The 24,750-nt window shown below is 69.6% G+C and carries 26 protein-coding genes; 19 read left to right on the top strand and 7 right to left on the bottom strand.

The genetic code is table 11. The features are described 5' to 3' along the window. Nucleotides 1-14 precede the first annotated feature (14 nt). The 3 genes from SGFS_RS07925 to hypE are packed head-to-tail and all read left to right on the top strand — an operon-like array spanning nucleotide 15 to nucleotide 2,513. The gene (locus tag SGFS_RS07925) at nucleotides 15-320 is read left to right on the top strand and encodes a HypC/HybG/HupF family hydrogenase formation chaperone (protein WP_286248857.1); all 306 of its coding nucleotides are present in this window, start codon (nucleotides 15-17) and stop codon (nucleotides 318-320) included. Next, on the top strand, nucleotides 317-1,447 hold the full coding sequence (gene hypD, locus SGFS_RS07920; RefSeq protein ID WP_286248855.1) for a hydrogenase formation protein HypD: 1,131 nt from the start codon (nucleotides 317-319) through the stop codon (nucleotides 1,445-1,447). Before SGFS_RS07925 ends, hypD begins: the two co-directional genes overlap by 4 nt. After that, nucleotides 1,440-2,513: a hydrogenase expression/formation protein HypE gene (gene hypE / locus SGFS_RS07915; protein WP_286248851.1), complete on the top strand. Its 1,074-nt coding sequence runs from the start codon at nucleotides 1,440-1,442 to the stop codon at nucleotides 2,511-2,513. The genes hypD and hypE overlap by 8 nt, the downstream gene beginning before the upstream one ends. Nucleotides 2,514-2,585: 72 nt before the next feature. Here hypE and SGFS_RS07910 read toward each other — a convergent pair whose 3' ends face one another. Continuing rightward, nucleotides 2,586-2,975 (bottom strand): hypothetical protein, encoded by a 390-nt coding sequence (locus SGFS_RS07910; RefSeq protein WP_286248848.1) that lies wholly within the window; start codon nucleotides 2,973-2,975, stop codon nucleotides 2,586-2,588. Between the two features lie 629 nt (nucleotides 2,976-3,604). Here SGFS_RS07910 and SGFS_RS07905 point away from each other — a divergent pair. Then, on the top strand, nucleotides 3,605-4,273 hold the full coding sequence (locus SGFS_RS07905; protein ID WP_286248846.1) for a response regulator transcription factor: 669 nt from the start codon (nucleotides 3,605-3,607) through the stop codon (nucleotides 4,271-4,273). Nucleotides 4,274-4,322: 49 nt separating this feature from the next. Here the strand turns inward: SGFS_RS07905 and SGFS_RS07900 are convergent, their stop codons facing one another. From SGFS_RS07900 to SGFS_RS07890, 3 genes are read right to left on the bottom strand one after another with little or no spacing between them, the layout of a single operon-like run. Next, nucleotides 4,323-4,943: a DsbA family oxidoreductase gene (locus SGFS_RS07900; protein WP_286248845.1), complete on the bottom strand. Its 621-nt coding sequence runs from the start codon at nucleotides 4,941-4,943 to the stop codon at nucleotides 4,323-4,325. Between the two features lie 15 nt (nucleotides 4,944-4,958). Next, on the bottom strand, nucleotides 4,959-6,527 hold the full coding sequence (locus SGFS_RS07895) for an MFS transporter (RefSeq protein ID WP_286248843.1): 1,569 nt from the start codon (nucleotides 6,525-6,527) through the stop codon (nucleotides 4,959-4,961). After that, nucleotides 6,524-7,510, bottom strand: a complete 987-nt coding sequence (locus SGFS_RS07890; RefSeq protein ID WP_286248842.1) for a zinc-binding dehydrogenase — start codon at nucleotides 7,508-7,510, stop codon at nucleotides 6,524-6,526. The genes SGFS_RS07895 and SGFS_RS07890 overlap by 4 nt, the downstream gene beginning before the upstream one ends. Nucleotides 7,511-7,590: 80 nt before the next feature. Between SGFS_RS07890 and SGFS_RS07885 the strand changes: the two genes are divergently transcribed. Beyond that, nucleotides 7,591-8,250 (top strand): TetR/AcrR family transcriptional regulator, encoded by a 660-nt coding sequence (locus SGFS_RS07885; RefSeq protein ID WP_286248840.1) that lies wholly within the window; start codon nucleotides 7,591-7,593, stop codon nucleotides 8,248-8,250. Nucleotides 8,251-8,272: 22 nt separating this feature from the next. On the opposite strand, the gene SGFS_RS07880 is transcribed toward SGFS_RS07885, so the two are convergent. After that, on the bottom strand, nucleotides 8,273-8,974 hold the full coding sequence (locus SGFS_RS07880) for a helix-turn-helix domain-containing protein (RefSeq protein ID WP_286248838.1): 702 nt from the start codon (nucleotides 8,972-8,974) through the stop codon (nucleotides 8,273-8,275). A gap of 639 nt (nucleotides 8,975-9,613) precedes the next feature. Between SGFS_RS07880 and SGFS_RS07875 the strand changes: the two genes are divergently transcribed. From SGFS_RS07875 to SGFS_RS07830, 10 genes are all read left to right on the top strand, one after another. Further along, a complete protein-coding gene (locus SGFS_RS07875; protein ID WP_286248836.1) occupies nucleotides 9,614-9,889 on the top strand; it encodes an acyl carrier protein in 276 nt (91 codons plus the stop codon). Nucleotides 9,890-10,014: 125 nt separating this feature from the next. Continuing rightward, nucleotides 10,015-10,731, top strand: coding sequence for a 4'-phosphopantetheinyl transferase family protein (locus SGFS_RS07870; RefSeq protein ID WP_286248834.1), 717 nt, complete (start codon nucleotides 10,015-10,017; stop codon nucleotides 10,729-10,731). Nucleotides 10,732-10,994: 263 nt separating this feature from the next. Continuing rightward, nucleotides 10,995-11,942 (top strand): aromatase/cyclase, encoded by a 948-nt coding sequence (locus tag SGFS_RS07865; RefSeq protein ID WP_286248832.1) that lies wholly within the window; start codon nucleotides 10,995-10,997, stop codon nucleotides 11,940-11,942. A gap of 56 nt (nucleotides 11,943-11,998) precedes the next feature. Continuing rightward, nucleotides 11,999-13,120, top strand: coding sequence for a DegT/DnrJ/EryC1/StrS family aminotransferase (locus SGFS_RS07860; protein WP_286248830.1), 1,122 nt, complete (start codon nucleotides 11,999-12,001; stop codon nucleotides 13,118-13,120). 39 nt (nucleotides 13,121-13,159) lie between these two features. Next, complete coding sequence (locus SGFS_RS07855; protein ID WP_286248827.1) at nucleotides 13,160-14,224, top strand: glucose-1-phosphate thymidylyltransferase; 1,065 nt, start codon at nucleotides 13,160-13,162, stop codon at nucleotides 14,222-14,224. Further along, complete coding sequence (gene rfbB, locus SGFS_RS07850; RefSeq protein ID WP_286248825.1) at nucleotides 14,221-15,222, top strand: dTDP-glucose 4,6-dehydratase; 1,002 nt, start codon at nucleotides 14,221-14,223, stop codon at nucleotides 15,220-15,222. The genes SGFS_RS07855 and rfbB overlap by 4 nt, the downstream gene beginning before the upstream one ends. Next, the gene (locus SGFS_RS07845) at nucleotides 15,219-16,640 is read left to right on the top strand and encodes an NDP-hexose 2,3-dehydratase family protein (protein ID WP_434026497.1); all 1,422 of its coding nucleotides are present in this window, start codon (nucleotides 15,219-15,221) and stop codon (nucleotides 16,638-16,640) included. Before rfbB ends, SGFS_RS07845 begins: the two co-directional genes overlap by 4 nt. A 67-nt stretch (nucleotides 16,641-16,707) precedes the next feature. Beyond that, entirely contained in the window at nucleotides 16,708-17,430 is a 723-nt protein-coding gene (locus tag SGFS_RS07840) for a class I SAM-dependent methyltransferase (protein WP_286248823.1), read from the top strand. After that, the gene (locus tag SGFS_RS07835; RefSeq protein ID WP_286248822.1) at nucleotides 17,427-18,389 is read left to right on the top strand and encodes an NAD-dependent epimerase/dehydratase family protein; all 963 of its coding nucleotides are present in this window, start codon (nucleotides 17,427-17,429) and stop codon (nucleotides 18,387-18,389) included. Before SGFS_RS07840 ends, SGFS_RS07835 begins: the two co-directional genes overlap by 4 nt. 45 nt (nucleotides 18,390-18,434) lie before the next feature. Then, a complete protein-coding gene (locus tag SGFS_RS07830) occupies nucleotides 18,435-19,445 on the top strand; it encodes a carbohydrate kinase family protein (RefSeq protein WP_286248820.1) in 1,011 nt (336 codons plus the stop codon). 42 nt (nucleotides 19,446-19,487) lie between these two features. Here SGFS_RS07830 and SGFS_RS07825 read toward each other — a convergent pair whose 3' ends face one another. After that, nucleotides 19,488-19,991, bottom strand: a complete 504-nt coding sequence (locus SGFS_RS07825) for a flavin reductase family protein (protein ID WP_286248818.1) — start codon at nucleotides 19,989-19,991, stop codon at nucleotides 19,488-19,490. A 43-nt stretch (nucleotides 19,992-20,034) separates the two neighbouring features. Further along, a complete protein-coding gene (locus SGFS_RS07820) occupies nucleotides 20,035-20,988 on the bottom strand; it encodes a 3-hydroxyacyl-CoA dehydrogenase NAD-binding domain-containing protein (protein ID WP_286248817.1) in 954 nt (317 codons plus the stop codon). A 331-nt stretch (nucleotides 20,989-21,319) separates the two neighbouring features. Between SGFS_RS07820 and SGFS_RS07815 the strand changes: the two genes are divergently transcribed. The 4 genes from SGFS_RS07815 (at nucleotide 21,320) to SGFS_RS07800 (ending at nucleotide 24,744) form a co-directional block, all read left to right on the top strand. Next, nucleotides 21,320-22,021 (top strand): AfsR/SARP family transcriptional regulator, encoded by a 702-nt coding sequence (locus SGFS_RS07815; protein WP_350283986.1) that lies wholly within the window; start codon nucleotides 21,320-21,322, stop codon nucleotides 22,019-22,021. Between the two features lie 75 nt (nucleotides 22,022-22,096). Continuing rightward, nucleotides 22,097-22,537 carry a nuclear transport factor 2 family protein gene (locus SGFS_RS07810; RefSeq protein WP_286248815.1) on the top strand — a complete coding sequence of 147 codons (441 nt, stop codon included), beginning with the start codon at nucleotides 22,097-22,099 and terminating at the stop codon, nucleotides 22,535-22,537. Nucleotides 22,538-22,594: 57 nt separating this feature from the next. Continuing rightward, nucleotides 22,595-23,614, top strand: a complete 1,020-nt coding sequence (locus tag SGFS_RS07805) for a quinone oxidoreductase family protein (RefSeq protein ID WP_286248814.1) — start codon at nucleotides 22,595-22,597, stop codon at nucleotides 23,612-23,614. Continuing rightward, nucleotides 23,611-24,744, top strand: a complete 1,134-nt coding sequence (locus SGFS_RS07800) for a nucleotide disphospho-sugar-binding domain-containing protein (protein WP_286248812.1) — start codon at nucleotides 23,611-23,613, stop codon at nucleotides 24,742-24,744. The genes SGFS_RS07805 and SGFS_RS07800 overlap by 4 nt, the downstream gene beginning before the upstream one ends. The last annotated feature ends 6 nt before the right edge of the window (nucleotides 24,745-24,750 follow it).

The raw sequence follows: 24,750 nt of genomic DNA, 5'->3' as shown, positions 1-24,750 counted from the left end.
GCGAGGAGAGGCTCATGTGCCTGGCGGTACCCGGCAGAGTGCTGGACATCGAGGAACGGGACGGCACCCGGATGGCCACCGTCGACTTCGGCGGCGTGGTCAAGGAGGTGTGCCTGGAGTATCTGCCCGACCTCCAGGTCGGCGAGTACGCCATCGTCCACGTCGGATTCGCCCTGCAACGGCTGGACGAGGAGTCGGCGCGCCAGACGCTCGAACTCTTCGCCGAACTCGGCGTGTTGCAGGAGGAGTTCGGCGACCCCTGGGAGATGGCGGCGGTCGAGGCGGGCGTGGACCCGGTGGAAGAGGTGCGCAACCAGTGAAGTACATCGACGAGTTCCAGGACCCGGAGCTGGCACGTCGGCTCCTCGACGACATCCACGCCACGGTGACCAGACCGTGGGCGCTGATGGAGGTGTGCGGAGGGCAGACGCACAGCATCATCCGCCATGGCATCGATCAACTCCTCCCGGATCAGGTCGAGTTGATCCACGGTCCCGGGTGTCCGGTGTGCGTGACCCCGCTGGAGGTCATCGACAAGGCGCTGGAGATCGCCTCCCGGCCGGAGGTGATCTTCTGCTCCTTCGGGGACATGCTGCGGGTGCCGGGCACGGGACGGGACCTGTTCCAGGTCCGGGGCGAAGGCGGTGACGTGCGTGTCGTCTACTCACCCCTCGACGCGCTGCGCATCGCGCAGCAGAACCCGGACCGCGAGGTGGTGTTCTTCGGCATCGGCTTCGAGACGACGGCTCCCCCCAACGCCATGACGGTCCATCAGGCCCGAAAGCTGGGCATCGGGAACTTCAGCATGCTGGTGTCGCATGTCCGCGTGCCTCCGGCCATCGAGGCGATCATGTCCTCGCCGAGCTGTCGGGTGCAGGGCTTCCTCGCGGCCGGGCATGTCTGCAGCGTGATGGGTGTGGGGGAGTACCCGGAACTGGCGGAGCGCTTCCGCGTCCCGATCGTCGTGACGGGCTTCGAGCCACTGGACATCCTCGAAGGCGTGCGCCGGGCCGTCCGCCTGCTGGAACGCGGTGAGCACACCGTCGACAACGCCTACGCCCGTGCCGTTCGGCCGGAGGGCAACCCGGCCGCCCGGGCCATGCTGGAGGACGTCTTCGAGGTCACCGACCGTGCCTGGCGCGGCATCGGGGTGATCCCCGACAGCGGCTGGCGGCTGTCGTCGAAGTACCGCGACCACGACGCCGAGCACCGCTTCGCGGTCGGCGACATCCGGACGGCCGAACCCGCCGAGTGCCGCAGCGGAGAGGTTCTGCAGGGGCTGCTCAAGCCGCACGAGTGCGAGGCCTTCGGCACCTTGTGCACCCCGCGCACGCCGCTGGGCGCCACGATGGTCTCCAGCGAGGGGGCCTGCGCGGCGTACTACCTCTACCGGCGGTTGGACATGCCCGCCACCACGACGGTTCGGGAGGCGAGCCCCGTTGTCTGACACCACCGATCTCCCCGTTCTCGACGTCGAGGGGTGGACATGCCCGGCGCCCGTGCGTGACCGCCCCCGGGTCGTCATGGGCCACGGCGGCGGCGGAGTCCTCTCCGCCGAACTGGTCCAGCAGATCTTCGCCCCCTCGTTCGGGGGCGAGGTGCTCGCCCAGATGGGTGATGCCGCCGTCCTCTCCCTGGGCGGAGCCAGGCTCGCCTTCTCCACCGACTCGTACGTGGTGCGGCCGCTGTTCTTCCCCGGCGGCAGCATCGGCGACCTCGCGGTCAACGGAACCGTCAACGACCTCGCCATGAGCGGCGCCCGCGCCGCCTACCTCTCCTGCGGATTCATCCTGGAGGAGGGCGTCGAGCTGGACGTGGTGACACGGGTGTCCCAGGCGCTGGGTGCGGCCGCTCGCACCGCCGGTGTGGAGGTGGCCACGGGTGACACCAAGGTGGTGGAGGCCGGCCACGGCGACGGGATCTTCATCAACACGGCGGGCATCGGTCTCGTCCCGGCGGGTGTCGATCTGCGTCCCCAGCGGGTCGTCCCCGGCGACGTCGTGATCGTCAGCGGTGCCATCGGTGTCCACGGGGTGGCGATCATGAGCGTGCGCGAGGGCCTGGAATTCGGCGTGGAGATCAAGAGCGACTGCGCGGCACTCGGCGGCCTCGTCGACGCCATGCTCGCCGTCACCCCTGATCTGCACGTACTGCGCGACCCCACCCGAGGCGGCCTGGCGGCCGCGCTCAACGAGATCGCGGTCGCCTCCGGGACCGGCGTCGTCATCCGCGAACGCGACGTCCCGGTCCCGGCGACCGTGGCCAATGCCTGCGCCATCCTCGGCCTGGACCCCATGTACATCGCCAACGAGGGCAAGCTGGTGGCCTTCGTCCCGCGCGAGCACGCCGACGCCGTCCTGGAGGCGATGCGAGCCCACCCTCTGGGCGCGGACTCCGTGATCATCGGCGAGGCCGTCGAGGAGCATCCCGGCATGGTCGTGGCCCGGACCGGGCTGGGGGGAACGCGGGTGGTCGATCTGCCGATCGGCGAGCAACTGCCGCGGATCTGCTGATACGGCTTCTCGCGCGGCGAGAAGCCGTATCCGCGCCGAACGGAACGCCGGGGTCTGTCCGAACGGCAGGTCCTAACCCCGTCGGCGCCCGGACGGCGGCGGGTCCTGCGGGTCCACGCCGGTCTTGGCAGAAGCGTCCTTGGCGCCGCTGGGACGCTGGGAGCGGCCCCTGCGTCCGGTGTCGCGCCTGCCCTTCTCGTCCGCGTCGCCGTACTCCTCGCCGCGTGCACCGCCACTCTCGACCGTGTCACCCGGAACGGACTTCGTCTCCTCCGCGGACTTCGTGCGGCCCCGGCCCTTTTCGCCGGCGTGCTCAGCCGCATGGAAGGAGCGGTGAGCGCTCGGGTTGTCCTGCTGACGTGTCTCATCCACATCGGGCGACCAGCCGTGCTGGCTGGTGCCCTGGTGACGGCTCGGGCCCTTTCCGTGCGGTGGCTCGGACGAAGGTGTTTTCTTCGACATGGTCCGACCTGCCTGTTCATGGTCATTGGGGACGACGGCCATGCGTCGCCACGATGGGTAAATCATCCCCTCTTATGGCATTTCAAGCATGTTGAGACCATTTCCGGCCCGTCGAGCCGGGGACGTCACCGCCCCGGGGCCGGGACCGGCCGTCGAGGGGAACGGCCCGTGACCGCTTCGGTGAACGGGTCGTACCCGCGGGTGTCGTGGAGCTTGTGGTGACCTGCCGCGACGGCGAGAAGGGGACGGCGAGTGTGGCGAGATCCCGCTGTAACGCTCGCGATAATGAGCGGCCATGGTTTAGAGCAACGTAAGAGCGGGCACCGGCGGCCCCGCGGCCGTGTCAGCGTTCGGGTGCTTCCAGGGGAACGGGTGTGGCGGTCCGAAAAGGGCTTGATACACACACCCGGTGTGGCGTGAAATTATTCCGAACTATCGAGAAATGTGGGCGGAGCACCGGTTGTTTGCAATGGCTTTCGGGCAAATTTTGCTTGGGTTCCGTGGAACAGTCCGGCCGGTCTTGTTAAGCTTCTGACTATGCGGCTGGGCTCATTTATGCCTGCCGTGGAAGCGCTTACTTATCCCCCTTCGGACAACCGGTCGAAGGGGGATTCGAAGGGGGGGCTGGAATGCGTGTCCTTGTGGTCGAGGGCCGGGACGAGGAAGCGAAGCCGCTGATAGACGGCCTCCGGCGGCACGGTCATGACATCGTCGCCGTCGGATCCGGAGCGGAAGCGCTGGCCGAGCATATGAGTGTCGATTTGATACTGCTCGACCTGAGTCTGCCTGATATCGATGGGCTCGAAGTGTGCCGACGTATACGATCCGCGAGTGAGACGCCCATCATATCCTTTGTCGACCAGGCAACCGAAGTCGATAGGATCCTAGGGCTTCAAGCGGGCTCCGACGACTGTCTCGACCGCCCTTATGTCTTTCGGGAGCTGATGGCTCGAATCGATGCCGTCATGCGAAGGAGTAAAACGCAGCGGATGACCGCCGTTGCCCGTGGCGGGCTATTGATCGACAGCGAGTCACGGGAAGTCAGACTTCACGGGAAACTTATCGAGGCGACCCGTAAGGAATTCGACCTGCTGCACTATCTCGCGAGCCGGCCCGATGTGGTGGTCTCCAGACAACGGCTGATGATCGACGTGTGGGGCCATCCGTCCCAGGCCGTACTGAGCGCGCAGGCGAGCCGGACGATCGACACGCATGTCAGCTCGCTGCGCGGCAAGTTGCGTGACCCCGACTGGATCATCACGGTGCGAGGCGTGGGCTTCCGGTTCGGGCGGAACTGAACCGCACCGACAGCCCGTACCGGCCTCGAGTGCTCGGCCGGCGATGCCTTCAGACACGTGGTGGGCTCTCCAGCAGACCGTCCAGGACAACGGGGTCCTGGACGGCGGAGACCGGCGGTCCTCCGTCGACGACGAGGGTGGGCACGCCCCGGATCCCGCGCTCGACGGCACTGCGCTCGTCGGCGCGTACGTTCCGGGCGAACGTGTCCTCGGCCAGCGTCTGGCGCACCTCGTCCGGATCGAGGCCCGCCGAGGCGCCGAGCGCCACGAGGACATCGGGGGCGGCGATGTCGAGGCCTTCGGTGTGATAGCCGTGCAGCAGCGCTTCGAGCGACTGGTCGGCCAGACCGTGGGAGGCGGCCAGATGGACCAGACGATGGGCGTCGAAGGAATTGACCGGCCGCGCCTTGTGGAGGTTCAGTTCCAGACCCTCCGCCGCACCGAGAGCCTGGATGTGCTGCACGCGGGCGGCTGCCCGCTGAGGGCTGCTCTGGTACTGGGCGATCACTTCCGCCGCCGTCGGACCTGCCACCGGGCTGCCCTCGGGGTCGAGTTCCAGACTGCGCCAGACGACCTCGGCGTCGCTCCGGTTCGCGAGGGCGGTGGTCAGTCGTCGCTTCCCGATGTAGCACCAGGGGCACAGGATGTCGAAGTACACCTCGACTCGCATGAGGAGCCGTTCCTTTCAGTCGGTGACCGGTGTGGGTGCCGCTGCCTGATCGGTCCGGTCGGCCTCCTCCGGCTGGTTGCGGCGGCGGAGCGTCAGTGTCAGCAGCGCCAGGGCCACGAGGAGCGGGATCAGGATGAAGCCGTGCACATGGACGCTGTGGGTGAACGCGTCACGCGCGGTCTCGGCCAGCGAGGTCCCTCGCGTGCCGGGAAGCTGACGGGCGGCCTCAAGCGCCCCGGCAAGCGTCTCGCGGGCGGATCCGGCGAGGTCGGGCGGCGTTCCTTCGGGCATGTGGTCGGCCATGTAGCCGCCGTAGACGGCGGTGGCGACACTGCCCAGGATCGCGATGCCCAGGGCGCCGCCGAGTTCCCCGCCCGTCTCGGATATGGCCGATGCGGCCCCGGCGCGCTCCGGAGGTGCCGCGCCCACGACCAGGCCGGTGCCGAGGGCCATGAACGGCGTCAGACCGGCGAACAGCAGCACTGATCCGGCCACCAGGAAGCCCGGACTCCGGTTCGCCTGGGTGAGCATGACCGGCCCCAGGACGGCGAAGGCCGCTCCCGCGCTCATGAGCACCGCCGGATGGAACCGGGCGGCCAGACCGGACACCCACAGCGCCACGACGGTCCCGGTCACCGCGCTGGGCAACTGCCACAGGCCTGCCTTCAAGGGGCTGAGACCGACCACCAGTTGGAGGTACTGCGAGGTGAGGAGGCTCGTGCCGAAGAGCAGTATGCCGACGACCACCATGCCTCCGGCCGAGACGGCGAAGGAGGGGATGCGGAAGAGGGCCAGATCGAGCAGCGGCGAGGCGAGCCGCCGCTGGCGCCGCACGAACGCCGCGCCGATCACCAGCCCGGCGGCGATGAAGCCCAGGGAGGTCAGCCCGAAACCGTCGACGGCCAGGCTCTTGATCCCGTATACGATCGCGAGCGGTGTCAGCAGGGACATCGCCACACTGACCAGGTCCAGCCGCCCGGAGTCCGCGGAGCGGAACTCGGGCATGAGGAACGGGCCCGTGGCGAGCAGCAGCGCCATGGTGGGTACGGCGACCAGGAACACCGCGCCCCACCAGAAGAACTGGAGCAGGGCACCGCCGACGAGGGGACCGAGCGCCCCGCCGCCCATGAAGCTCATCATCCAGATCGTGATGGCGAGCGTGCGCTGTCCCGGATCCCGGAACATGTTCCGGATGACCGAGAGCGAGGACGGCGCCATGGACGCGGCGGCGACGCCCTGGACGGCGCGCGCCGCGATGAGCATGCCGGCGCTGGTGGAGTACGCGGCGAACACCGAGGCGGCGGTGAAGGCCACGGCACCGATCAGCAGGACCCGCCGATGTCCGAGGCGGTCGCCCAGCGTGCCCATGGTGATCAGGGAGCCGGCGACCATGAACCCGTAGATGTCGGTGATCCACAGGAGTTGGGAAGCGCTGGGGTCCAGATCGGCGCTGAGGGTCGGCAGCGCCAGATAGAGCACCGACATGTTCATCATGACCAGGACGGCCGGAACGCCCAGCACGGCGAGCGCGATCCACTCACGGGCGCCGGCTCTCTCCGGAGCCTGGGGAGCCAGGGAACTCATCGGGCGCCGCCGTCCCTGCCGTCGGGGACGAGCAGCGTCTTGCCGACGGTGGAGCGGTTCTCGATCGCCGCGTGGGCCGCGGCGGCTTCGGAGAGCGGGAAGGTTTGACCCACGATCGGCCGCAGTTTCCCGTCCGCCGCGAGCTGCAGCGCCTCTCCGATCAGGGCGTGGGTCTCGGCGGGGCTCGGCGCCGAGAACAGCCCGAGCACACGGATCGACCGCTCGCCCAGCTTCTCCATGTCGAGTTCGGCGTCCGAGCCGCTGGCCATCCCGTACACGCTGATCCGACCGCCGGAACCCAGTGCCCCGGCGGCGTCGGTGCCGATCACACCGCCGACCCCGTCGAATACGACATCGAGATCGCCACCGCCGGCCGAGTCCCCGACCTGCTCGAGCCAGTCGGACTCGGAGTAGTCCACGAAGGCGGCGCCCAGTGAGGTGATCAGCTCGGCCTTGTTCGCCCCTCGGGCCGCGCCGATCACTCGTGCCCCCGCGCCCGCCGCCAGCTGGACGAGGAGACTGCCGACGCCGCCGGCGGCCGCCTCGACCAGGACACGCTCACCCGGCTTGATCTCCGCCTGCTTGAACAGCAGCAGTGCGGTGCGTCCGTCGGCCAGCAGCGCGACCGCGTCCTCGAGGGCCAGGCCCGGGGGGACCGGCACCGTCTCATCGGCCCGTGCCAGGGCGAGTTCGGCGTATCCGCCCACTCCGCCCGTGGTGGTGACCACGACCGTGCCCGTCAGGGCCGGGTCCGCACCGGGGCCGACGGCGAGGACACGGCCGCCCACGCCATTGCCCGGTACCCGGGGTAACGAAGGCCTGCCGAAAGGACCGTTGCCGGAACGGACCTGGGTCTCGACGAACGTGACACTCGCGTACGCCACCTCGACGAGTACCTGCCCGGGGCCGGGGACGGGATCCTCCACCTGCCTGACGCGCAGGACTTCAGGTCCTCCGAACTCCTCCATCACCACGGACAGCACGGCTCCTCCAAACGGATAGTTTCACTTCGTTTGGAGCGTATAACGGAGTGATTTGCTTCGCAAGCGGCTAGGGTGGGCGCATGGCTCGAAAAGCTCCCCGGCACGCAGAAGCCGAACGCAATGACCGCGCCCTGCTGGAGGCCGCCAAGAAGGTCCTCGCCAGGGACGGCGCCCACGCCTCGGTGGCGGCGATCGCCGCTCGTGCGGGAGTGGGTATCGCCAGCCTCTACCGGCGTTACCGCACTAAGGAGGAGCTCTTCCAGCACCTGTGCGCGCTGTCGCTCGGGCGGTGGATCGAGGCGGCGGAGCGCGGACTGAAACATGACGACGCCTGGGAAGGGCTCGTCCACTACGTCACCGCGACCATCGAGTTCGGCGGCGGCGCGCTCGGGCCGCTGGCCGGCACGATCTCCGTCACCGACGAGATGGCGGAGAAGTTCACCAGGTCCGATCAGTTGATGCAGGCGCTCGTGGCCCGCGCTCACGAAGCCGGTGTGCTCCGGGCGGACGCCATGGCGGTGGACATCTCGCTCCTCATCGAGCAGCTCGGCAGGTCCTCACTGGTGGAGCATTTCGAGGAGCGGGGGTCCGAGGATCTCGCCGTCGAAGCCGTGAACGCCCGCAACCGCACCATCGCCATCGCCCTCGACGGACTGCGGGCGGGGCACCCGCCGCTGCCGGGGCGCGTGCCGGACGCCGACCTGCTCGCCGAGCGCTGGGAGCACGACCCCGGGCGGTGAGCCCCCCGCCCCGGGCCGATGCTCAGGCGGAGCGGGACTCGCGGTCGCCCAATGCCCGTACGACGTCGGCCTCGTGATAGCGCGTACGGCCGCCATGGCTTCGACGCCGCCAGGCGCGCTGACTGGCGAGCCGGTAGACGCTACCGGGCGGAACACCCCACAGCCGGGTGATGTCGGAGGCCGTGAGCCATACGGCCGAGGCCGCCTGTGCGTCGGGCGTCTCGCCCGGGGCGGGTGGTGCCGACGGGTCGGGTGCCGCGGTGTGAGTCGGGCGCATTCGACGCTTGAGCAGGATCAGTTCGTGCCCCGCCCACCGATGAGCCGACTCGGTCCGGCACCGCACCTCCAGCAGGGGTTCATCGGCGTCCGGACGGACCGAGGCCTGAAGCGCCCCCGCGCATCCGGGTTCCGGGCACAGACCGACAGTGATCAGACGCCGGTCTGCCGGGTCGGACACCTGGGCGGCCCGGCGGGTCAACCGCTCGACCTCGCGCGAGGCGTCCCCTGCCGCACTGCAGGCGGTGAGCCAGCCCGCGTGCCGCAGCAGAAAGGCCGCCAGGGTCTCCACCGTGCGCGGCGGAGGCGGCAGCCGGCGGCCCTCGGCGACCATTCCGGCCCATGAACCGAGCAGCGCGAGGATCTCCGAACGCACCTCGGACGCGGCGGTGTTGAAGGGGATGCCGGGTGATGACCCCCCTGAGGTGCGCGCGAGCGGCCCGCTCACGGCCCTGCTGCCGTCGAGGGCCTGACCGCAGGCCCGGTACAGCGAGGGAAGTCGGCGGAGGTTGGCGAGAAGCTCGTTGCGGCAGTCCCGGCAGAGGGCGGATCCTTCCGTGGCTCTTCTCCCGTGCCCGGGTGCTGTGGCCTGTCCCCGCCGGCACCCGGCGCCCGCGCATGGGCGAAGTACCCGGGTTGTGCGACCCCCGCCGAAATTCATGTCCGTTTGCCTCCCGCAGTGGATTCCGCTCATCCGGCTTTACCGGCGCAGGAAGCCTAAAAGGCGGTGGTGGTGAGGGCAAGAGGGTTTTGTCGTGGGCCGTCGGTCGTCCCCTTATTAACGCAATTCTGTCGACTTTACGTTTAATTGACACTCTCTTGTAGGTAACTTTAAGGTGATTGCTTGACGTTGGGGCGGTGTGGCGAAGAAGCTGTTGGCTACGTTCCACAGGAATGTGCCCAGCCCCCGGCCGCTCAGCGAGCCGGTGCGGGCGGCATGAGGCGTAGGCCTCTCAGTTCCGGCGTCTTCCCATTTCAGAAGGTCAGTGCCGCGCCTCTGGCAGGGCGCGGGCGCAGTGCGAGGACGCTCGCCGAGGGGAAGCGGGCCGGGGAAAGCGGCCCCATCCGAACCCATGAAAGGACGAATATGCCTTCCGAAACCGAGATCTTCGACGTGGGTGACCTGAGGAGAATTCTGCGAGAAGGGGCCGGTGCGGACGAAAACGTCGACCTCGAAGGTGACATACTCGATGTCGACTTCGAGGCGCTTGGCTATGACTCGCTCGCGAGGCTGGAGACCGGCGGACGTATAGAGCGCGAGTTCAGAATTAAGCTCGCGGACGAGACTCTTACCGAGGTCGCCACACCGCGCGAGCTGATCGACGCTGTGAACGCCCAGTTGCGTTCCACGCCGGCCGGCTGAGTGGCGTCGGTGCCCCCGAGGCGGTGCGCCCTCACCGCGGGTGTGCGGCGCTGCGGCCGCCCCGCCCACCCGCGCTGCCGTCGTGGTGGGACGATGCCCCACCCGGCCGTGCCAGGTGATGCCTCATGACCCGGACGCGCCTGGAGGTGTGGCTCGTACGACCACGGGTGCCGCGGCCTGATGACGCGCCGTTCGCCCTCGCGGAGCTGGATCACGCGGAGCGGCGGCAGGCGGACCGGTTCGTTCATCCGGGCGACCGGCTCCGCTATGTCTCGGCCCGCATCGCGCTCAGGCGTGTCCTCGCGCGCCACACCGGAACCGCCCCCGGCCGCCTTCGGTTCAGGCGTGCGTCGTGCACCCGCTGCGGCGGACCTCATGGCAGGCCCGAACTCGCGAGCTATCCGCCGCCTGTCCGTTTCTCCCTCTCGCACAGCCACGGGCTGGTCGTCATCGCTGTCGCCGCCACCGCTGTGGGTGCCGACGTCCGGCGCTCGCCCGGCGGCGGCACCGTCGAGGCCTGTCTGCCCGCGCTTCACCCCACCGAACGGGCGGAGCTCGAGGGGCTTCCCGAGAGTGCGCGGCCCAACGCGTTCGTACGCCTGTGGACGCGCAAGGAGGCTTATCTCAAGGGGACCGGCGCGGGTCTCGTCCACGGGGCGGCCGCCGACTACCTCGGCGCCGGCGCCCCCGGACGGCCCCCGGGATGGACCGTCATCGATCTGGACCTGGCGGGAGACAGGGCGTACGCGGCCGCGGTCGCGGTCCGCTCCGAAAAGATCGGTTCGGTGGAACTGCGCGAGTGTTCCGCGTCCTTCCTGAGCGAAGAGGCCCCCGCCGAGTGACCGGCGCGAACCCGCGGAGCAGCCGAGCCGCCGACACAGCGGCCTGGTCGGCGTCTTCACCGCGGATCTCGCGCGGAGAACGGCTTGGAGCCGGATAGCGACGAGCCGCCCCACCCACGCGACGGGCACCGGCCGGGAAACCGTCCGTGCCCGGCGGGCACGCCGTCCTCCGGCGGACGGGGGAAAAGGGCGTCCGACGCCGACCGGAGGACGCGCCCGCCCGGCCGCCGAGCACCCCGATCGCCGAGAACAAGGAGTTGAGCATGACCTCGCACACCAGCGCGGCGACCTCCCACGAGATCACCGTGCTCGCCACGGCCGAGCGGCTCTACGACCTGATCGCCGATGTGGGCAACTGGGCCTCGGTCTTCCCGCCGTCCGTCCACGTCGACCATGTGGAGCGTGGCGGGACCGAGGAGCGCATCCGCATCTGGGCCACGGTCGACGGACAGGTCAAACACTGGACGTCCCGGCGCACACTCGACCGTGGAGCACTGCGCGTCGACTTCCGTCAAGAGGTCCCCAGCCCGCCGTTCGCGGCGATGGGCGGTGCCTGGATCATCGACCCCACCGGGCCCCAGGAGTGCACGGTGCGACTCCTGCACGACTTCGAAGCTGTCGGCGACGACCCCGAGACCCTGCGCTGGATCGAGCGCGCCGTGGACGCCAACAGCCGTGCGGAACTCGCGGCTCTCAAGCGCCATGCCGAACTCGGCACCGCGACCGCGGACACCTTCCTCACCTTCGAGGACACCGTGCGCGTCGACGGTGCGGCGAAGGACGTCTACGACTTCATCAACGAAGCCCAGCACTGGGCCGACCGGCTGCCGCACGTCACCGCGGTGTCCCTGAAGGACGTCGGCCCCGGGGTACAGATCCTGGCCATGGACACGCTCACCAAGGACGGCCGCCCCCACACCACGGAGTCGGTGCGCATCTGCTTCCCGTACCAGCGGATCGTCTACAAACAGACCACCCTGCCGCCGCTCATGTCCCTGCACACCGGTGAGTGGCGTTTCGAGGAGGACGGGACCGGAACCACCGTCGTCACCTCACGGCACACAGCCGAGGTCGAGACACGCAACATCTCCCGGGTACTCGGAGAAGGCGCGGGCCTCCCCGAGGCGCGCCGCTTCCTGCGCGAGGCCCTGGGCGGCAACAGCCTGGCCACCCTGAGCCACGCCCGAGAGTACGCCGCAGCACGGCGCTGACGTCCCCTGAGGGAGGACGGCAGGCAATCCCGTATCGGTACTTCAGAAGGAGCACTATGACCACCCACGTCTGGGACTACCTCCCGGAGTACGAGGAAGAGCGCGAGGACATCCTCGACGCGGTGGAGACCGTCTTCCGCTCCGGTCGGCTGGTCCTCGGGGCGTCCGTCCGCGGCTTCGAGGAGGAGTTCGCCGGATACCACGGGCTCGCCCACTGCACGGGCGTCGACAACGGCACCAACGCGGTGAAACTCGCCCTCCAGGCGGTTGGGGTCGGCCCCGGCGACGAGGTCATCACCGTGTCCAACACCGCCGCACCCACCGTCGTGGCGATCGACGGAGCCGGCGCGACCCCCGTCCTCGTGGACATCCGCGAGGAGGACTTCCTCATGGACACCGGCCAGGTGGCAGCCGCGATCACCCCACGGACCAAGGCCCTGCTGCCGGTGCACCTGTACGGGCAGTGCGTCGACATGGCCCCGTTGCGGGGTCTCGCCGAGCAGCACGGGCTGAAGATCGTCGAAGACTGCGCCCAGTCCCACGGCGCCCGGCACCACGGCCGGACGGCGGGCACCATGGGGGATGCCGCCGCCTTCTCGTTCTACCCGACCAAGGTCCTGGGCGCGTACGGCGACGGCGGCGCGGTCATCACCGGCGACGCCGACATCGACGCGCATCTGCGGCGGCTCCGCTACTACGGCATGGAGAAGGTCTACTACGTCGTCCGGACGCCCGGGCACAACTCCCGGCTCGACGAGGTGCAGGCCGAGATCCTCCGCCGTAAACTCCGGCGGCTCGACGCCTACATCGCCCGTCGACGCGCCGTGGCCCGGCGCTACGAAGAGGGGTTGGGGGACCTCGTCGGACCCGGCGGCCTCCGTCTGCCGTCCGTCAACGAGGGCAACGAGCACGTCTACTACGTCTACGTCGTGCGGCATCCGCGCCGCGACGAGATCATCGAGCGGCTCAAGGCCTATGGCATCGAACTGAACATCAGCTACCCGTGGCCGGTGCACACGATGACCGGATTCCGGCACCTGGGATACGGCGAGGGTTCGCTGCCCGTGACCGAGAGGCTGGCCGGGGAGATCTTCTCCCTGCCGATGTATCCCTCGCTCCCTCCGGACCTCCAGGACAAGGTGATCTCCGCCTTGAGGGACGTCCTCGCCACGGTCTGACGCCCACGAGCCGCGCACCGATGTGAGAGAGGACTCCGCATGAAGGCTCTGGTTCTGGCCGGCGGGGCAGGTACCCGCCTGCGCCCCTTCAGCTACTCCATGCCCAAGCAACTGATCCCGATCGCCAACAAACCCGTACTCGAACACGTCCTGGAGAACATCCGCGATGTGGGTGTCACCGATGTCGGCGTCATCGTCGGCGACTGGGCCCAGGAGATCTCCGAGGCCATCGGCGACGGTTCGCGCTTCGGTCTGCGCATCACACTGATCCCGCAGGAGAAACCGCTCGGCCTCGCCCACTGCGTGGCCATCGCGCAGCCCTTCCTGGGAGACGACGACTTCGTCATGTACCTCGGTGACAACATGCTTCCCGGCGGTGTCGCCGACATCGCGGCCGACTTCACCGCCCGGCGTCCCGAGGCCCACATCGTCGTGCACAAGGTCAGCGACCCGCGGGCCTTCGGGGTGGCCGAGCTGGCACCCGACGGCGCCGTGCGGCGGTTGGTGGAGAAACCCCAGCAGCCGCAGAGCGATCTCGCCCTCATCGGGGTGTACTTCTTCACCGCGGCCATCCACCGCGCCGTCGCCGCCATCGAGCCCGGGGCCCGCGGCGAGCTGGAGATCACCGACGCGGTCCAGTGGCTCGTCACCCACGAGGCCAGGGTCACGGCCAGTGAGTACGACGGCTACTGGAGGGACACCGGACGCGCCGAGGAAGTCCTGGACTGCAACCGGCAGTTGCTGGGCTCCCTGAGCGCCCGGGCCGACGGAGAGGTCGACGGGGCGAGCGAGCTGACGGGCCGGGTCGTGGTCGAGGCCGGCGCACGCGTCGTGCGCTCCCGCATCGACGGGCCCGCTGTCATAGGAGCCGGAACGCTCGTCGAGGACAGCGCCATCGGCCCCGGCACCTCCATCGGCCGTGGCTGCGCCCTGCGCCGCACCACACTGCTGGACTCCATCGTGATGGACGGCGCCTCCATCACCGCCGTCACCGGGCTGCGCGGCTCCCTCATCGGCCGCAACGCCGTCGTCGACACCGGAGCCGAGGGCGAAGGCCACCGGCTCGTGGTCGGCGACCACACCCGTGTCGAGGTGGCGGCATGAGAGTGCTGGTGACCGGCGGAGCCGGATTCATCGGGGCGCACTATGTGCGCTCGCTGCTGGCGGGCCGCTACCCCGGTTTCGAGGACGCGCGGGTCACCGTTGTCGACAAGCTCAGCTACGCGGGCAACCGCGACAACCTCCCGGCGGACCATCCGCGCCTCGAGTTCGTACACGGCGACATCTGCGATCTCCCGCTGCTGCTCGACGTGTTCCCGGGACACGACGCCCTCGTCCACTTCGCCGCCGAGTCGCATGTGGACCGCTCGGTGGAGTCCGCCGCCGAGTTCGTCCGTACGAACGTGGGCGGCACCCAGACCGTCCTCGACGCCTGTGTGGAGACGGGCGTCAGCAGGGCCGTGCATGTCTCGACCGACGAGGTCTACGGCTCCATCGACGTGGGCTCCTGGACGGAGGACTGGCCGCTGCAGCCCAACTCCCCGTATGCGGCGTCGAAGGCGGGCGCCGATCTGGTGGCCCGCTCGTACTGGCGGACCCACCGGCTCGATCTGTCCATCACCCGATGCTCGAACAACTACGGCGCCCATCAGCACCCTGAGAAGCTTGTCCCGCTGTTCGTCACCAACCTGCTGGAGGGAATCCCCCTTCCGCTGTACGGGGACGGCCGGAACATCCGTGAGTGGCTGCATGTCGACGACCACTGCCGGGCCGTACAGATGGTGCTCACCGGCGGCGGCGCCGGCGAGACCTACAACGTCGGAGGCGGGAACGAGATCACCAATCTCTCGCTCACGCACCGGATTCTGGAACTGTGCGGAGCCGACGAGTCGATGATCCGTCCTGTGGCCGACCGCAAGGGACACGATCTGCGCTACGCCCTGGACGACACCAAGATCCGGGAACAGCTCGGGTACGAGCCCCTGGTCCCCTTCGACCGGGGCCTGGCCGAGACCGTCGCCTGGTATCGCGAGAACCCCCAGTGGTGGAAGCCGGTCAAGCACCGTTCGCAGTCCGGTCCGGGCCGGGCGGTGGCCACGTGAGCGTACGCACGGACAAGGCCCGGGTCTCGGCTGCCGACACCGCCCTGCGCCGTCGCGCGGACGCCGGCCTGCCCCAGCGCCTGGCCCGGTCCGCGGCCGCCCGGGAGGGCGCCCAGCTGCGTACGGCGGAGGTCCCCGACTGGCTCGCCGCCCGTCGGCGGGCGCACAGCTTCCGCGTGGACAGGATCCCCTTCGCCGACCTGGACGGCTGGTCCTTCGAGCGGCGAACCGGGAACCTCGTCCACCGCAGCGGCCGCTTCTTCACGGTCGAGGGTCTGCGGGTCGCCGTCGACCACGGTCCCTTCCGGCAGTGGCAGCAGCCGATCATCCACCAGAGCGAGGTCGGCATCCTGGGCATCCTGGCCAAGGAGATCGACGGCGTCCTGCACTTTCTGATGCAGGCCAAGATGGAGCCGGGAAACCGGAATCTCCTCCAGCTGTCACCGACCGTCCAGGCCACCCGCAGCAACTACACCAAGGTGCACAAGGGCGCGGACGTGCGGTACCTGCGGTACTTCACCGAGGCGCGCCCCGGGGATGTGCTCGCCGACGTACTCCAGTCCGAACACGGCTCCTGGTTCCTGCGCAAGGCCAACCGGAACATGCTGGTGGAGACGGACGAGGAGGTGCAGCCGCACGACGACTTCCGCTGGCTGACCCTCGGACAGATCGGCGAGCTGCTGCGCGTGGAGAACGTCGTCAACATGGACGCGCGCACGGTTCTGGCGGGCCTGCCGACACCGCACTCCGACGACTCCCGGGCCCCGGCGCTGCACACGGACCTCGAACTGCTGTCCTGGATCACCGCCCAGCGCGCCCGGCACGACGTGCGCGTCGAGCGGATGCCGCTCGACGAGGTCCGGGACTGGCACCGTGGCCCCTGGGCCGTCGAACGGGAGGACGGCCGCTACTTCCGGGTCGTGGCCGTCGCGGTCGAGGCCGGGAGCCGCGAGGTCACGGGCTGGACCCAACCGCTGATCGAGCCGACGGGCCGAGGCGTGACCGCCTTTCTCACCCGGAGGATCGGCGGAGTTCCCCATCTGCTGGTCCACGCACGGGTGGAGGCCGGCCTGCTCGACGTCCTGGAGCTCGCTCCGACCGTCCAGTACACACCGGAGAACTACACCCATCTCGACGGCGCGGACCGTCCGTTGTTCCTCGACGAGATTCTGGCCGCCGACCCGGAGCGCACGCGCTACGCGGCGGTCCACTCCGAGGAGGGAGGCCGCTTCCTCAACGCCGAGAGCCGCTATCTGATCGTCGAGGCCGATCCGGAGAGCCCACCGACGGCCCCCGAGGGCTATCTCTGGATCACGCCGGGCCAACTGGGCGCCCTGGCCCGCCATGCGCGCTATGTCAACGTCCAGGCCCGCACCTTGCTGGCCTGCCTCAACGCGGGCGCGGTCCCCGGCCTGTGACCGGCGAGCCCAGCCCTGCTGCCGTTGCCCGCAAGCCCTCTCCACGCCCCCTTCGCGAAGGACAACCATGTACGGGAACGACTCGTCCGAGGTGTACGAACTCCTGCACCGAGCCCGCGGCAAGGACTTCGGAGCCGAGGCCGCCGAGGTCGCACAGCTGATCGACGACCGGCTGCCCGGCGCCTCCTCCCTGCTCGACATCGCCTGCGGCACGGGAGCGCATCTCGCCTCCTTCCGTGAGCGGTACGACCACGTCGAGGGTCTGGAGCTGTCCGATGCCATGCTCTCCCTCGCCCGGTCGCGGCTGCCCTCCGTCCCCTTCACACAGGGCGACATGCGCGACTTCGACCTGGGACGCCGATTCGACTCCGCCGTCTGCCTGTTCGGCTCCATCGGATACGTGGACTCGGCCGACGAACTCGATGCCACCCTGCACTGCTTCGCCCGTCATCTGACACCCGGCGGCGTCCTCGTCGTGGAACCGTGGTGGACCCCGGAGGCCTTCACCCCCGGGCATGTCGCAGGAGACGTGTTCACCATCGACGGCACCACCATCGCGCGCGTCTCGCACGCCTCGCTCGCCTCCCCTTCCCAAGAGGCCTCGCGCATGCAGGTCCACTATGTCGTCGCGCACCCCGACAAGGGGGTGCGCCACTTCTCCGAGGACCATGTGTGCCGGCTGTTCGGCCAGGACCAGTACGAGGCGGCCTTCATCCGTGCGGGCTTCGACATGGAACGGGTGGACAGTTCCCTGTCGGCCCGCGGCTTTCTCGTCGGAGTACGCAAGTGACGCCCGTCCCGCCGGGGGAGGGCGGGCGTGCCGGGGTCGTCGTGCTGGGCGGCACCGGCTTCGTGGGGCGCAGGGTCTGCGCAGACTTCCACGCGGCGGGCTGGGCCGTCACGGCGGTGGCGCGGCACGCGCCGAAAGATCTGGACGGGACGCGGTTCTTGTCCCTGGACCTGGCCGAGACCCCCTCCGGGGCACTCGCCGAGATGCTGGAAGCACAGCGCCCCGATGTGGTCGTCAACGCCACCGGGAGTATCTGGAGCCGGGAAGACGCCGCGATGGAACGGATCTGCACACTTCCCGCCCTGCGGCTCCTCGAGGCATTGGGCTCGATGAGCCGCAGGCCCCGGCTCGTCCACCTCGGGTCCGTACTGGAGTACGGTCCGGTCCCGCCAGGCGCCGCCGTGGGCGCCGAGCGGACCCCGGAGCCGACGACCGCCTACGGCAAGGCGAAACTGGCCGCCTCCCGCGCCGTTCTTCAGGCCGCGGCGAGAGGCGCCGTCCACGGGCTCGTCCTGCGCGTCGCCAATGTGGCGGGCGTCGGTACCCCGGACGTGAGCCTGCTGGGCAAGGTCGCCGCGTGTCTGCTGGAAGGTGCCGCCGGGGCGGAGCCGGTGACCGTGCGGCTCGCGCCCTTGCGGGCCCACCGCGACTACGTCGACGTACGCGATGTGTCCGAGGCCGTCCTCGCCGCGGCCCGGTCGCGGGCGAGTGGCGCTGCCGTCGACATCGGCCGCGGCGAGGCGGTGCCCGTGCGGCGCCTCGTGGACCTGCTCGTCGAGGTGAGCGGGGTGCCGGCGCGCATCGTGGAGCGGCCGCGGGAGCCCGGTGTCCGAGCGGAAACCGACTGGATCCAGGTGGACCTCGGCCCCGCTCGCGACCTTCTGGGGTGGCGGCCGAAGCGGAGCCTGGAGGAATCGGTCAGGTCGTACTGGACGGACGTACACGCCCGTGCCGCGTGAGCGCGCCCCTGGCGTCACCACCTTCTCGGACCACCTGGAGTGCATGTGCGTATCGCGGTGACAGGATCCATCGCCACCGACCACTTGCTGACGTTCCCCGGCAAGTTCAGGGATCAGCTCATCGAGGGGGAACTGGACAAGGTCTCCCTCTCCTTCCTCGCGGACGAACTGGAGGTACGCAGAGGCGGCGTGGCGGCGAACATCGCCTTCGGGCTCGGCGTTCTCGGCCTGAGCCCCGTCCTGGTGGGGGCCGTGGGGCGGGACTTCGCCGAGTACGGGCACTGGCTGAACGCACATGGCGTCGACACCGGCTCCGTACGCGTCAGCGAGACCCTGCACACCGCCCGGTTCATCTGCACGACCGACGACGACCTCAACCAGATCGGCACCTTCTACGCCGGTGCCATGAGCGAGGCCCGGCACATAGCCCTGCGCCAGGTGCTTTCCAGGGCCGGGGGAGTGGACCTGCTCCTGGTGTCACCGAACGATCCGGAGGCGATGCTGCGGCACACCCGCGAGGCGGTCGCACTCGGCGTGCCGTTCTGCGCCGACCCCTCCCAGCAACTGGCCCGGATGGGCCGGGACGACGTCCGTTCCCTGCTGCGGGGGCCGCGGTATCTGTTCACCAACGAGTACGAGGCCCACCTCGTCCAGGAGAAGACGGGATGGACCGAGGACCAAGTGCTGGAACGCGTGGGAACCTGGGTGATCACCCGAGGAGCGCGGGGAGCGCGGATCGTGTCCGAGGACGGAGCCACCCTCGACGTGGCGGCCGTTCCCGCCACCGGCCCCGTGGAACCGACCGGAGCCGGGGACGCCTTCCGCGCCGGGTTCCTCGCCGCCATGGCCGGGACGGGTGACCGGGAGCACGCGGCGCGCCTCGGAGCCACGCTGGCCACCAGCGCACTGGAGTCCGTGGGCCCGCACTACCGGGTGACCGGCGAACGGCTCCTCGCCCGGCTTCGCGACACCTACGGGGCCGACGCGGCGGCAGCCCTGGCCCCGGGGCTCGAAGCCGTACGGCCCACCGCGCCCCTCTCGGCGGTCAGCCCCTGAGCGGACGCCGGCCCGGGATGCCCACCCGGGCCGGCGCCCCGGTCACGCCGGGGTGCGGAAGTCCCTTCGGTACCAGAACAGCGGAGCCGTGCTGCCGTTGACACAGACTTCCGTCGGCCGACCGACCAGCAGATCGTGATCGCCGACCCGGATCCGGTCGGCCGCCTCGCAGTGGAACGCGGCGTGCGCGTCCGCGACGAACGGCAGCCGGGACCCGGGCCAGACGGCGAAGTCCTGGCCGTCGAACCGGTCGATGCTGCTGGCGGCGAACCTTCGGGCGAGCCCCCGGTGCTGCTCGGCCAGCACATTGATGACGAACTCGGGTGCCTCGGCGAACGCCGCGGCGCAACTGGAGGTGCGGGCGATGGCGACGATGATCAACGGCGGGGTGAGCGAGGCGGAGGTGACCGAGCTGGCGGTGAGCCCCCACCGGCGTCCGTCCTCGTCCTGTGTCGTCACGACCGTCAGCGGCGCCGCGAGCATCGACAGCGCGTTCTTGAACGTCTGGTCGTCGAGTACGGGCCTGATGGCTGCCGGTCCGATCACGTTGTGCCCTCTCGTCGGGTCGTGCGTGGAACCATCGGCCGCCTCATCCCGCGCTGCCGGGACCGGCGGCCGCCTCGAGCGCCTCGAGAACCGCGACGTGCCTGCGGTCGCGCTCCCGCGCCAGCTCCGCGTAGCTCTTCGCGCCGAAGAGCCGTTCGGCCTCACCACCGAGCGAGGCGATGGTCTCCTCCGTCATCCGCGGACGGCCGAGCTCGGCCCAGCTCGTCTCCAGACCGACGCCGAGATGGCTCAGCCACTTCAGCAGACCTCCCTCGCCGCCACCGAGGTGGAAGGAGTGGAAGGGACCGATCGTGGACCAGCGCAGACCGATCGACTGGGTGACGACGGTGTCCAGTTCCTCCATCGTCACCACGCCCTCACGGACCAGATGAATGCTCTCCTGGAGCAGCGCCGACTGAAGGCGGTTGGCGACGAAACGAGCGATCGGCTTGCGCAGTACGACGGGCACCTTGCCCACCGAGCGGTAGAACTCGACGGCCTCGCTCACGGCGTCGGCGGCCGTCCCCTCATCGCCGACCACTTCCACCAGCGGGACGAGGTGCGGGGAGTTGAAGGGATGCCCGACCACCAGCCTGCCCGCATCGGCCATCCTGGCCCCCATCGCCTCGGGGAGCAGCGTGGAGGTGGACGACAGCAGCAGGGCCTTGTCGGGAGCGGACGCCCCGATGATCTCGAACAACCTCTGCTTGAGCGCCAGGTCTTCCGGCGCGTTCTCCTGAACGATGTCGGCGTCCTCGACCGCGCGCGCCACGTCGGGTTCGAACGTGACGCGCTCCAGGAGCTCCTCCGGGTCCCTGGGGCCACCGAGGAGCGTGGGGGCGAACGTCCGCAGGCCCTCGGCCACCACGCTCCGCGCGTCGGGAGCACGACTGTTGACCCGCACGTTCAGCCCGTGCCCCAGGAACAAGGTGATCCACCCGAGGCCGATGGTCCCCGCGCCGATCACGACCACGGTGGGCCGGCCGGTTCCACTCATCGCTCTCGTTCTCCCGTTCTCGTGTTCCTTCGAGGGGTCCCGCATGCGGGCATGCTGCGCCGTCGTGCTCGGCGGGTGGTCGATCCGCACTCGAGGCGCACTCGACCGGTCGTGAACGTCCAGGTCGTCATCGCGCCCTCGCGCCCACGGCATCGTCCATGCCGTTCACAGCCTCTTGATCCACGCAAAGACAGGACGAAAGACGCTCAGTGACATCAATCCGCTTTTTCGGAAAACGAGACGCCGAGGTCAAACCGTGAAATTCAATCTGCTCGGCCCTTTTGAAATCAGCACGGAAGACGGTCGGTCCTACACTCCGCCCACTCCGAAGGTGTGCCAGGTCCTCGCGCTGCTGCTGACCCGCCCGAAGGAAATAGTTCCGGTGGACTCCTTCATCGAGGAGCTGTGGGCAGACAATCCGCCGCGCAGTGCCCTGACCACCTTGCAGACGTACATCTATCACGCCCGGAAAATACTTGTCTCCGAGGCTCTCGCCGACCCCGGGGAGAAGATCCTTATCACCCGGAGTCCGGGCTATCTCATCGACCTGACGGGCCATCGGCTGGACACTCGGGAGTTCGAGGAGCTGGTGAAAGCCGGACGGAGGGCGGCGGACCAGGGATCCCTGGAGGCCGCCGCCCGCACCCTGGGTGACGCCCTGGACATGTGGTGCGGACCCGCCCTGGCCAATATCTCGACGGGCAGGGTTCTCGCCGGTCACAGGACCTATCTGGAGGAGCTGCGGGTCCGCGCCGTGGAAAGGCGCATCGAGACGCTCAAGCTGCTCGGGAACGAGCGTGACCTCATCCCCGAACTGCGCGCGCTCGTCCAGCAGTACCCGCTCAACGAGTGGTTCCACGCCCAGCTCATCGAGTCCCTCAACAGCTGCGGCCGCCGTGCCGAGGCGCTCAAGGCCTACCGGGAACTGTGGCGCTCGCTCGCCGACGAACTGGGCATCGAGCCGTCCCCCGAGGTGCAGCGGCTGCACTACGAGGTGCTCAACCCGGTCGTGCGATCCGGACGGGCCGCCTGACCGGCGGCCGTCCATCGCCGGACCGCCCGGCCGGCCACCGGGCCGACCATCGGCCGACCTTCCAAAGGAGAGAAAATGTTGAACACCCAGTCCGCGAGTGATCTCTACGCCAGGGTGCAACAGTTCCACGCCGAACAGATGCAGGCGCTCGACAGCGGTGAGTTCGACGCGTACGCCGACACCTTCACCGAGGACGGAGAATTCCGGCACTCGCCCGGCCGGCCCGCCGCACACACACGTGCCGGCATAGCCAAGGAACTGAAGGAATTCCACCGGGAACGTTTCGCGGGCGAATCAGTCCAGCGAAGGCACTGGTTCAACATGCTCAACGTCCAGGAACAGGCCGACGGCACCATCCATGCCACCTTCTATGTGCTGGCAATTCTGAGCCGCCCCGGAGAGCGCGTGCCCGAGATCGCGCCGAGCTGTCTGGTCCGCGATGTCCTGGTCATCGAGAACGGCCGCCTGCTCACCCGGTCGCGCCGGGTCGACCACGATCACCTGCCGCCGTCGTGAGCCCGGCCGACCGTCACTCGCCCCTTGTCCCAGCCCCATCGTCGGCGGAGGAATGCCATGCGTGCTGTCCGAATCCATGAGTACGGCAGGCCGGACGTACTGCGTACCGAAGAAGTACCGATACCGGAACCGGGGCGCGGCCAGGTGCTGATCGCCGTCGAGGCGGTCTCGGTGGGCTTCGCCCAGACCCAGATGAGACGGAACATCTTCCCTGCCCCGATGTGGCGCCCCGAATTCCCGATCACGCTCGGTGGCGACGTCATCGGCGAGGTCGTCGCCCTGGGCCCGGGGACGACCGGTGTCAGGACCGGCGACCGGGTCGGGGCGTTCACCCTCCACGGTGCCTACGCGGAATACGTCGTCGTGGACGCGGACACCCTGCTGCCCGTGCCCGCCGGACTCGACGCGGCCCAGGCGACGGCGCTGCCCGCCCCCGGACCGATCGCCATGGGGACGATGGGCACGGCCGCGCTCGCGGAGGGTGAGAGCGTCCTGATCCACGCCGGAGCAGGCGGTATCGGCCATCTCGCCGTCCAACTGGCCCGGCTGGCCGGAGCGGGACAGGTGATCGCCACGGCCGGCACGGCCGAGAAGTGCGCCTACGTACGCTCCCTCGGCGCGGACGTGGTCGTCGACTACAGCCGGGCCGACTGGTCGCAGACCGTGCGGGAAGCGACCGGCGGCCGCGGCGTCGACGTGATACTCGACGGCGTCGGAGGTGAGGTACTGCGGCAGGGAGTGGGCCTGCTCGCCCCGCTCGGCAGGCTGGTGTTCTACGGTTCGGCCGGCGGCGGCCTGGGCATCCCCTCCGTGTCTCCCATGGACCTCATCGGTCTGAAGTTCGTCACCGGCTTCGCCCTGTCCGCCTGGCGGGCCGCACGGCCCGAGCGGTACCGCTCGGACCACGAGACTCTGACCGCTCATCTGCTCGCCGGTTCCGTCCGGCACACCGTGCACATGACGTTGCCTCTGGAGGACGTCGCCAAGTCGCACGAGATCGTGGAGAGCCGAGCGCACATCGGGCGTCTCGTCCTGCTCACCGGCCGCACGTCCCGAGCTGTCGGGGAGGGGGCATGAAGGTGCTGTTCGTCGCCGGGCCGAGCCCGGCGACCGTCTTCGGACTCGCCTCACTGGCGAGCGCTCTGCGCAACGCGGGACACCACGTGATCATGGCGGCGACCGAGGAACTGTCGTCGCATGTCACCGGCATCGGTCTGCCGACAGTGGTGGTCACCGACCGCACCTGGCAGAGCCTGATCACCACGGACCGCGCCGGACGGCCGGTGCCGCGGATGACCAGAGGCGTGGACAGTGAACGCCGGCACCACGGCGGCTGGTTTGGCCGGCTGGCCGCGGAGAGCCTGCCCTCGCTGCTGGAGGTCTCCGCGAACTGGCGCCCGGACCTGGTGGTCGGCGGCAGCATGTCCTACGCGGCACCGTTGCTCGCCGCGCATCTCGGCGTCCCCCATGTGCGCCAGGCCTGGGACACGTACGACACGCGTGGGGTGGACGCGTACGCGGCGCGGGAACTGGCCCCGGAGCTGGACCGTCTGGGGATGTCGGAGCTGCCCGAACCGGAGCTGTTCATCGACGTCTGCCCGCCGAGCCTGCGGCTGCCCGACGCCGCTCCGGCGCAGTCGATGCGGTGGATCCCGGGCAACCGCCAAGAGCCGCTCGAACCATGGATGTACACCCGTGATGACCGGCCCCGGGTGTGCGTGACCTCGGGCAGCCGGGAGACGGCGGCCAACCAGGACTTCTTGTACCGGCTGGTCGAGGACCTGGCCACCTTCGACGCGGAGATCCTGGTCGCGGCACCGGAGGAGGCCGTGTCCCGGCTGCGCGGCGTCACCGGTCGGGTGCGCGCCGGGTGGATGCCGCTCGACGTGGTGGCTCCCACCTGCGATCTCGTCGTCCACCACGGCGGTGGCGTCACGGGCCTGACCGCGATGAACGCGGGGGTGGCTCAACTGCTCCTTCCCCGCTGGGACATCTTCGCCGCGTCGATGCGCCGGACGGCCCAGTACGGTGCCGCCCGCGTCCTCTTCCCCGAGGACGCCGACCGCGAGGCCCTCCCCAAGGCCTGTCACGAGCTGCTCGAGGACCCCGTGCACCGGGAGTCGGCCCGTGCGCTCGCGGCGGAGATCGCCTCGCTGCCCGGGCCCGCGGAGGTGGCCGACGTCCTGGAGTCACTTGTCGCCGGCTGAGAGGCG

Origin of the sequence: Streptomyces graminofaciens (genome assembly GCF_030294945.1) — a bacterium.
GTDB lineage: Bacteria > Actinomycetota > Actinomycetes > Streptomycetales > Streptomycetaceae > Streptomyces > Streptomyces graminofaciens.
This window is presented reverse-complemented; position numbering and strand designations above follow the sequence as displayed.

What these genes read in the sequence shown, in the direction of transcription:
- SGFS_RS07925 (WP_286248857.1), top strand. Translation starts at nt 15, where the DNA reads ATGTGCCTGGCGGTACCCGGCAGAGTGCTGGACATCGAGGAACGGGAC.
- SGFS_RS07910 (WP_286248848.1), bottom strand. Translation starts at nt 2,975, where the DNA reads ATGTCGAAGAAAACACCTTCGTCCGAGCCACCGCACGGAAAGGGCCCG.
- SGFS_RS07905 (WP_286248846.1), top strand. Translation starts at nt 3,605, where the DNA reads ATGCGTGTCCTTGTGGTCGAGGGCCGGGACGAGGAAGCGAAGCCGCTG.
- SGFS_RS07900 (WP_286248845.1), bottom strand. Translation starts at nt 4,943, where the DNA reads ATGCGAGTCGAGGTGTACTTCGACATCCTGTGCCCCTGGTGCTACATC.
- SGFS_RS07895 (WP_286248843.1), bottom strand. Translation starts at nt 6,527, where the DNA reads ATGAGTTCCCTGGCTCCCCAGGCTCCGGAGAGAGCCGGCGCCCGTGAG.
- SGFS_RS07885 (WP_286248840.1), top strand. Translation starts at nt 7,591, where the DNA reads ATGGCTCGAAAAGCTCCCCGGCACGCAGAAGCCGAACGCAATGACCGC.
- SGFS_RS07875 (WP_286248836.1), top strand. Translation starts at nt 9,614, where the DNA reads ATGCCTTCCGAAACCGAGATCTTCGACGTGGGTGACCTGAGGAGAATT.
- SGFS_RS07870 (WP_286248834.1), top strand. Translation starts at nt 10,015, where the DNA reads ATGACCCGGACGCGCCTGGAGGTGTGGCTCGTACGACCACGGGTGCCG.
- SGFS_RS07865 (WP_286248832.1), top strand. Translation starts at nt 10,995, where the DNA reads ATGACCTCGCACACCAGCGCGGCGACCTCCCACGAGATCACCGTGCTC.
- SGFS_RS07860 (WP_286248830.1), top strand. Translation starts at nt 11,999, where the DNA reads ATGACCACCCACGTCTGGGACTACCTCCCGGAGTACGAGGAAGAGCGC.
- SGFS_RS07855 (WP_286248827.1), top strand. Translation starts at nt 13,160, where the DNA reads ATGAAGGCTCTGGTTCTGGCCGGCGGGGCAGGTACCCGCCTGCGCCCC.
- rfbB (WP_286248825.1), top strand. Translation starts at nt 14,221, where the DNA reads ATGAGAGTGCTGGTGACCGGCGGAGCCGGATTCATCGGGGCGCACTAT.
- SGFS_RS07840 (WP_286248823.1), top strand. Translation starts at nt 16,708, where the DNA reads ATGTACGGGAACGACTCGTCCGAGGTGTACGAACTCCTGCACCGAGCC.
- SGFS_RS07820 (WP_286248817.1), bottom strand. Translation starts at nt 20,988, where the DNA reads ATGAGTGGAACCGGCCGGCCCACCGTGGTCGTGATCGGCGCGGGGACC.
- SGFS_RS07810 (WP_286248815.1), top strand. Translation starts at nt 22,097, where the DNA reads ATGTTGAACACCCAGTCCGCGAGTGATCTCTACGCCAGGGTGCAACAG.
- SGFS_RS07805 (WP_286248814.1), top strand. Translation starts at nt 22,595, where the DNA reads ATGCGTGCTGTCCGAATCCATGAGTACGGCAGGCCGGACGTACTGCGT.
- SGFS_RS07800 (WP_286248812.1), top strand. Translation starts at nt 23,611, where the DNA reads ATGAAGGTGCTGTTCGTCGCCGGGCCGAGCCCGGCGACCGTCTTCGGA.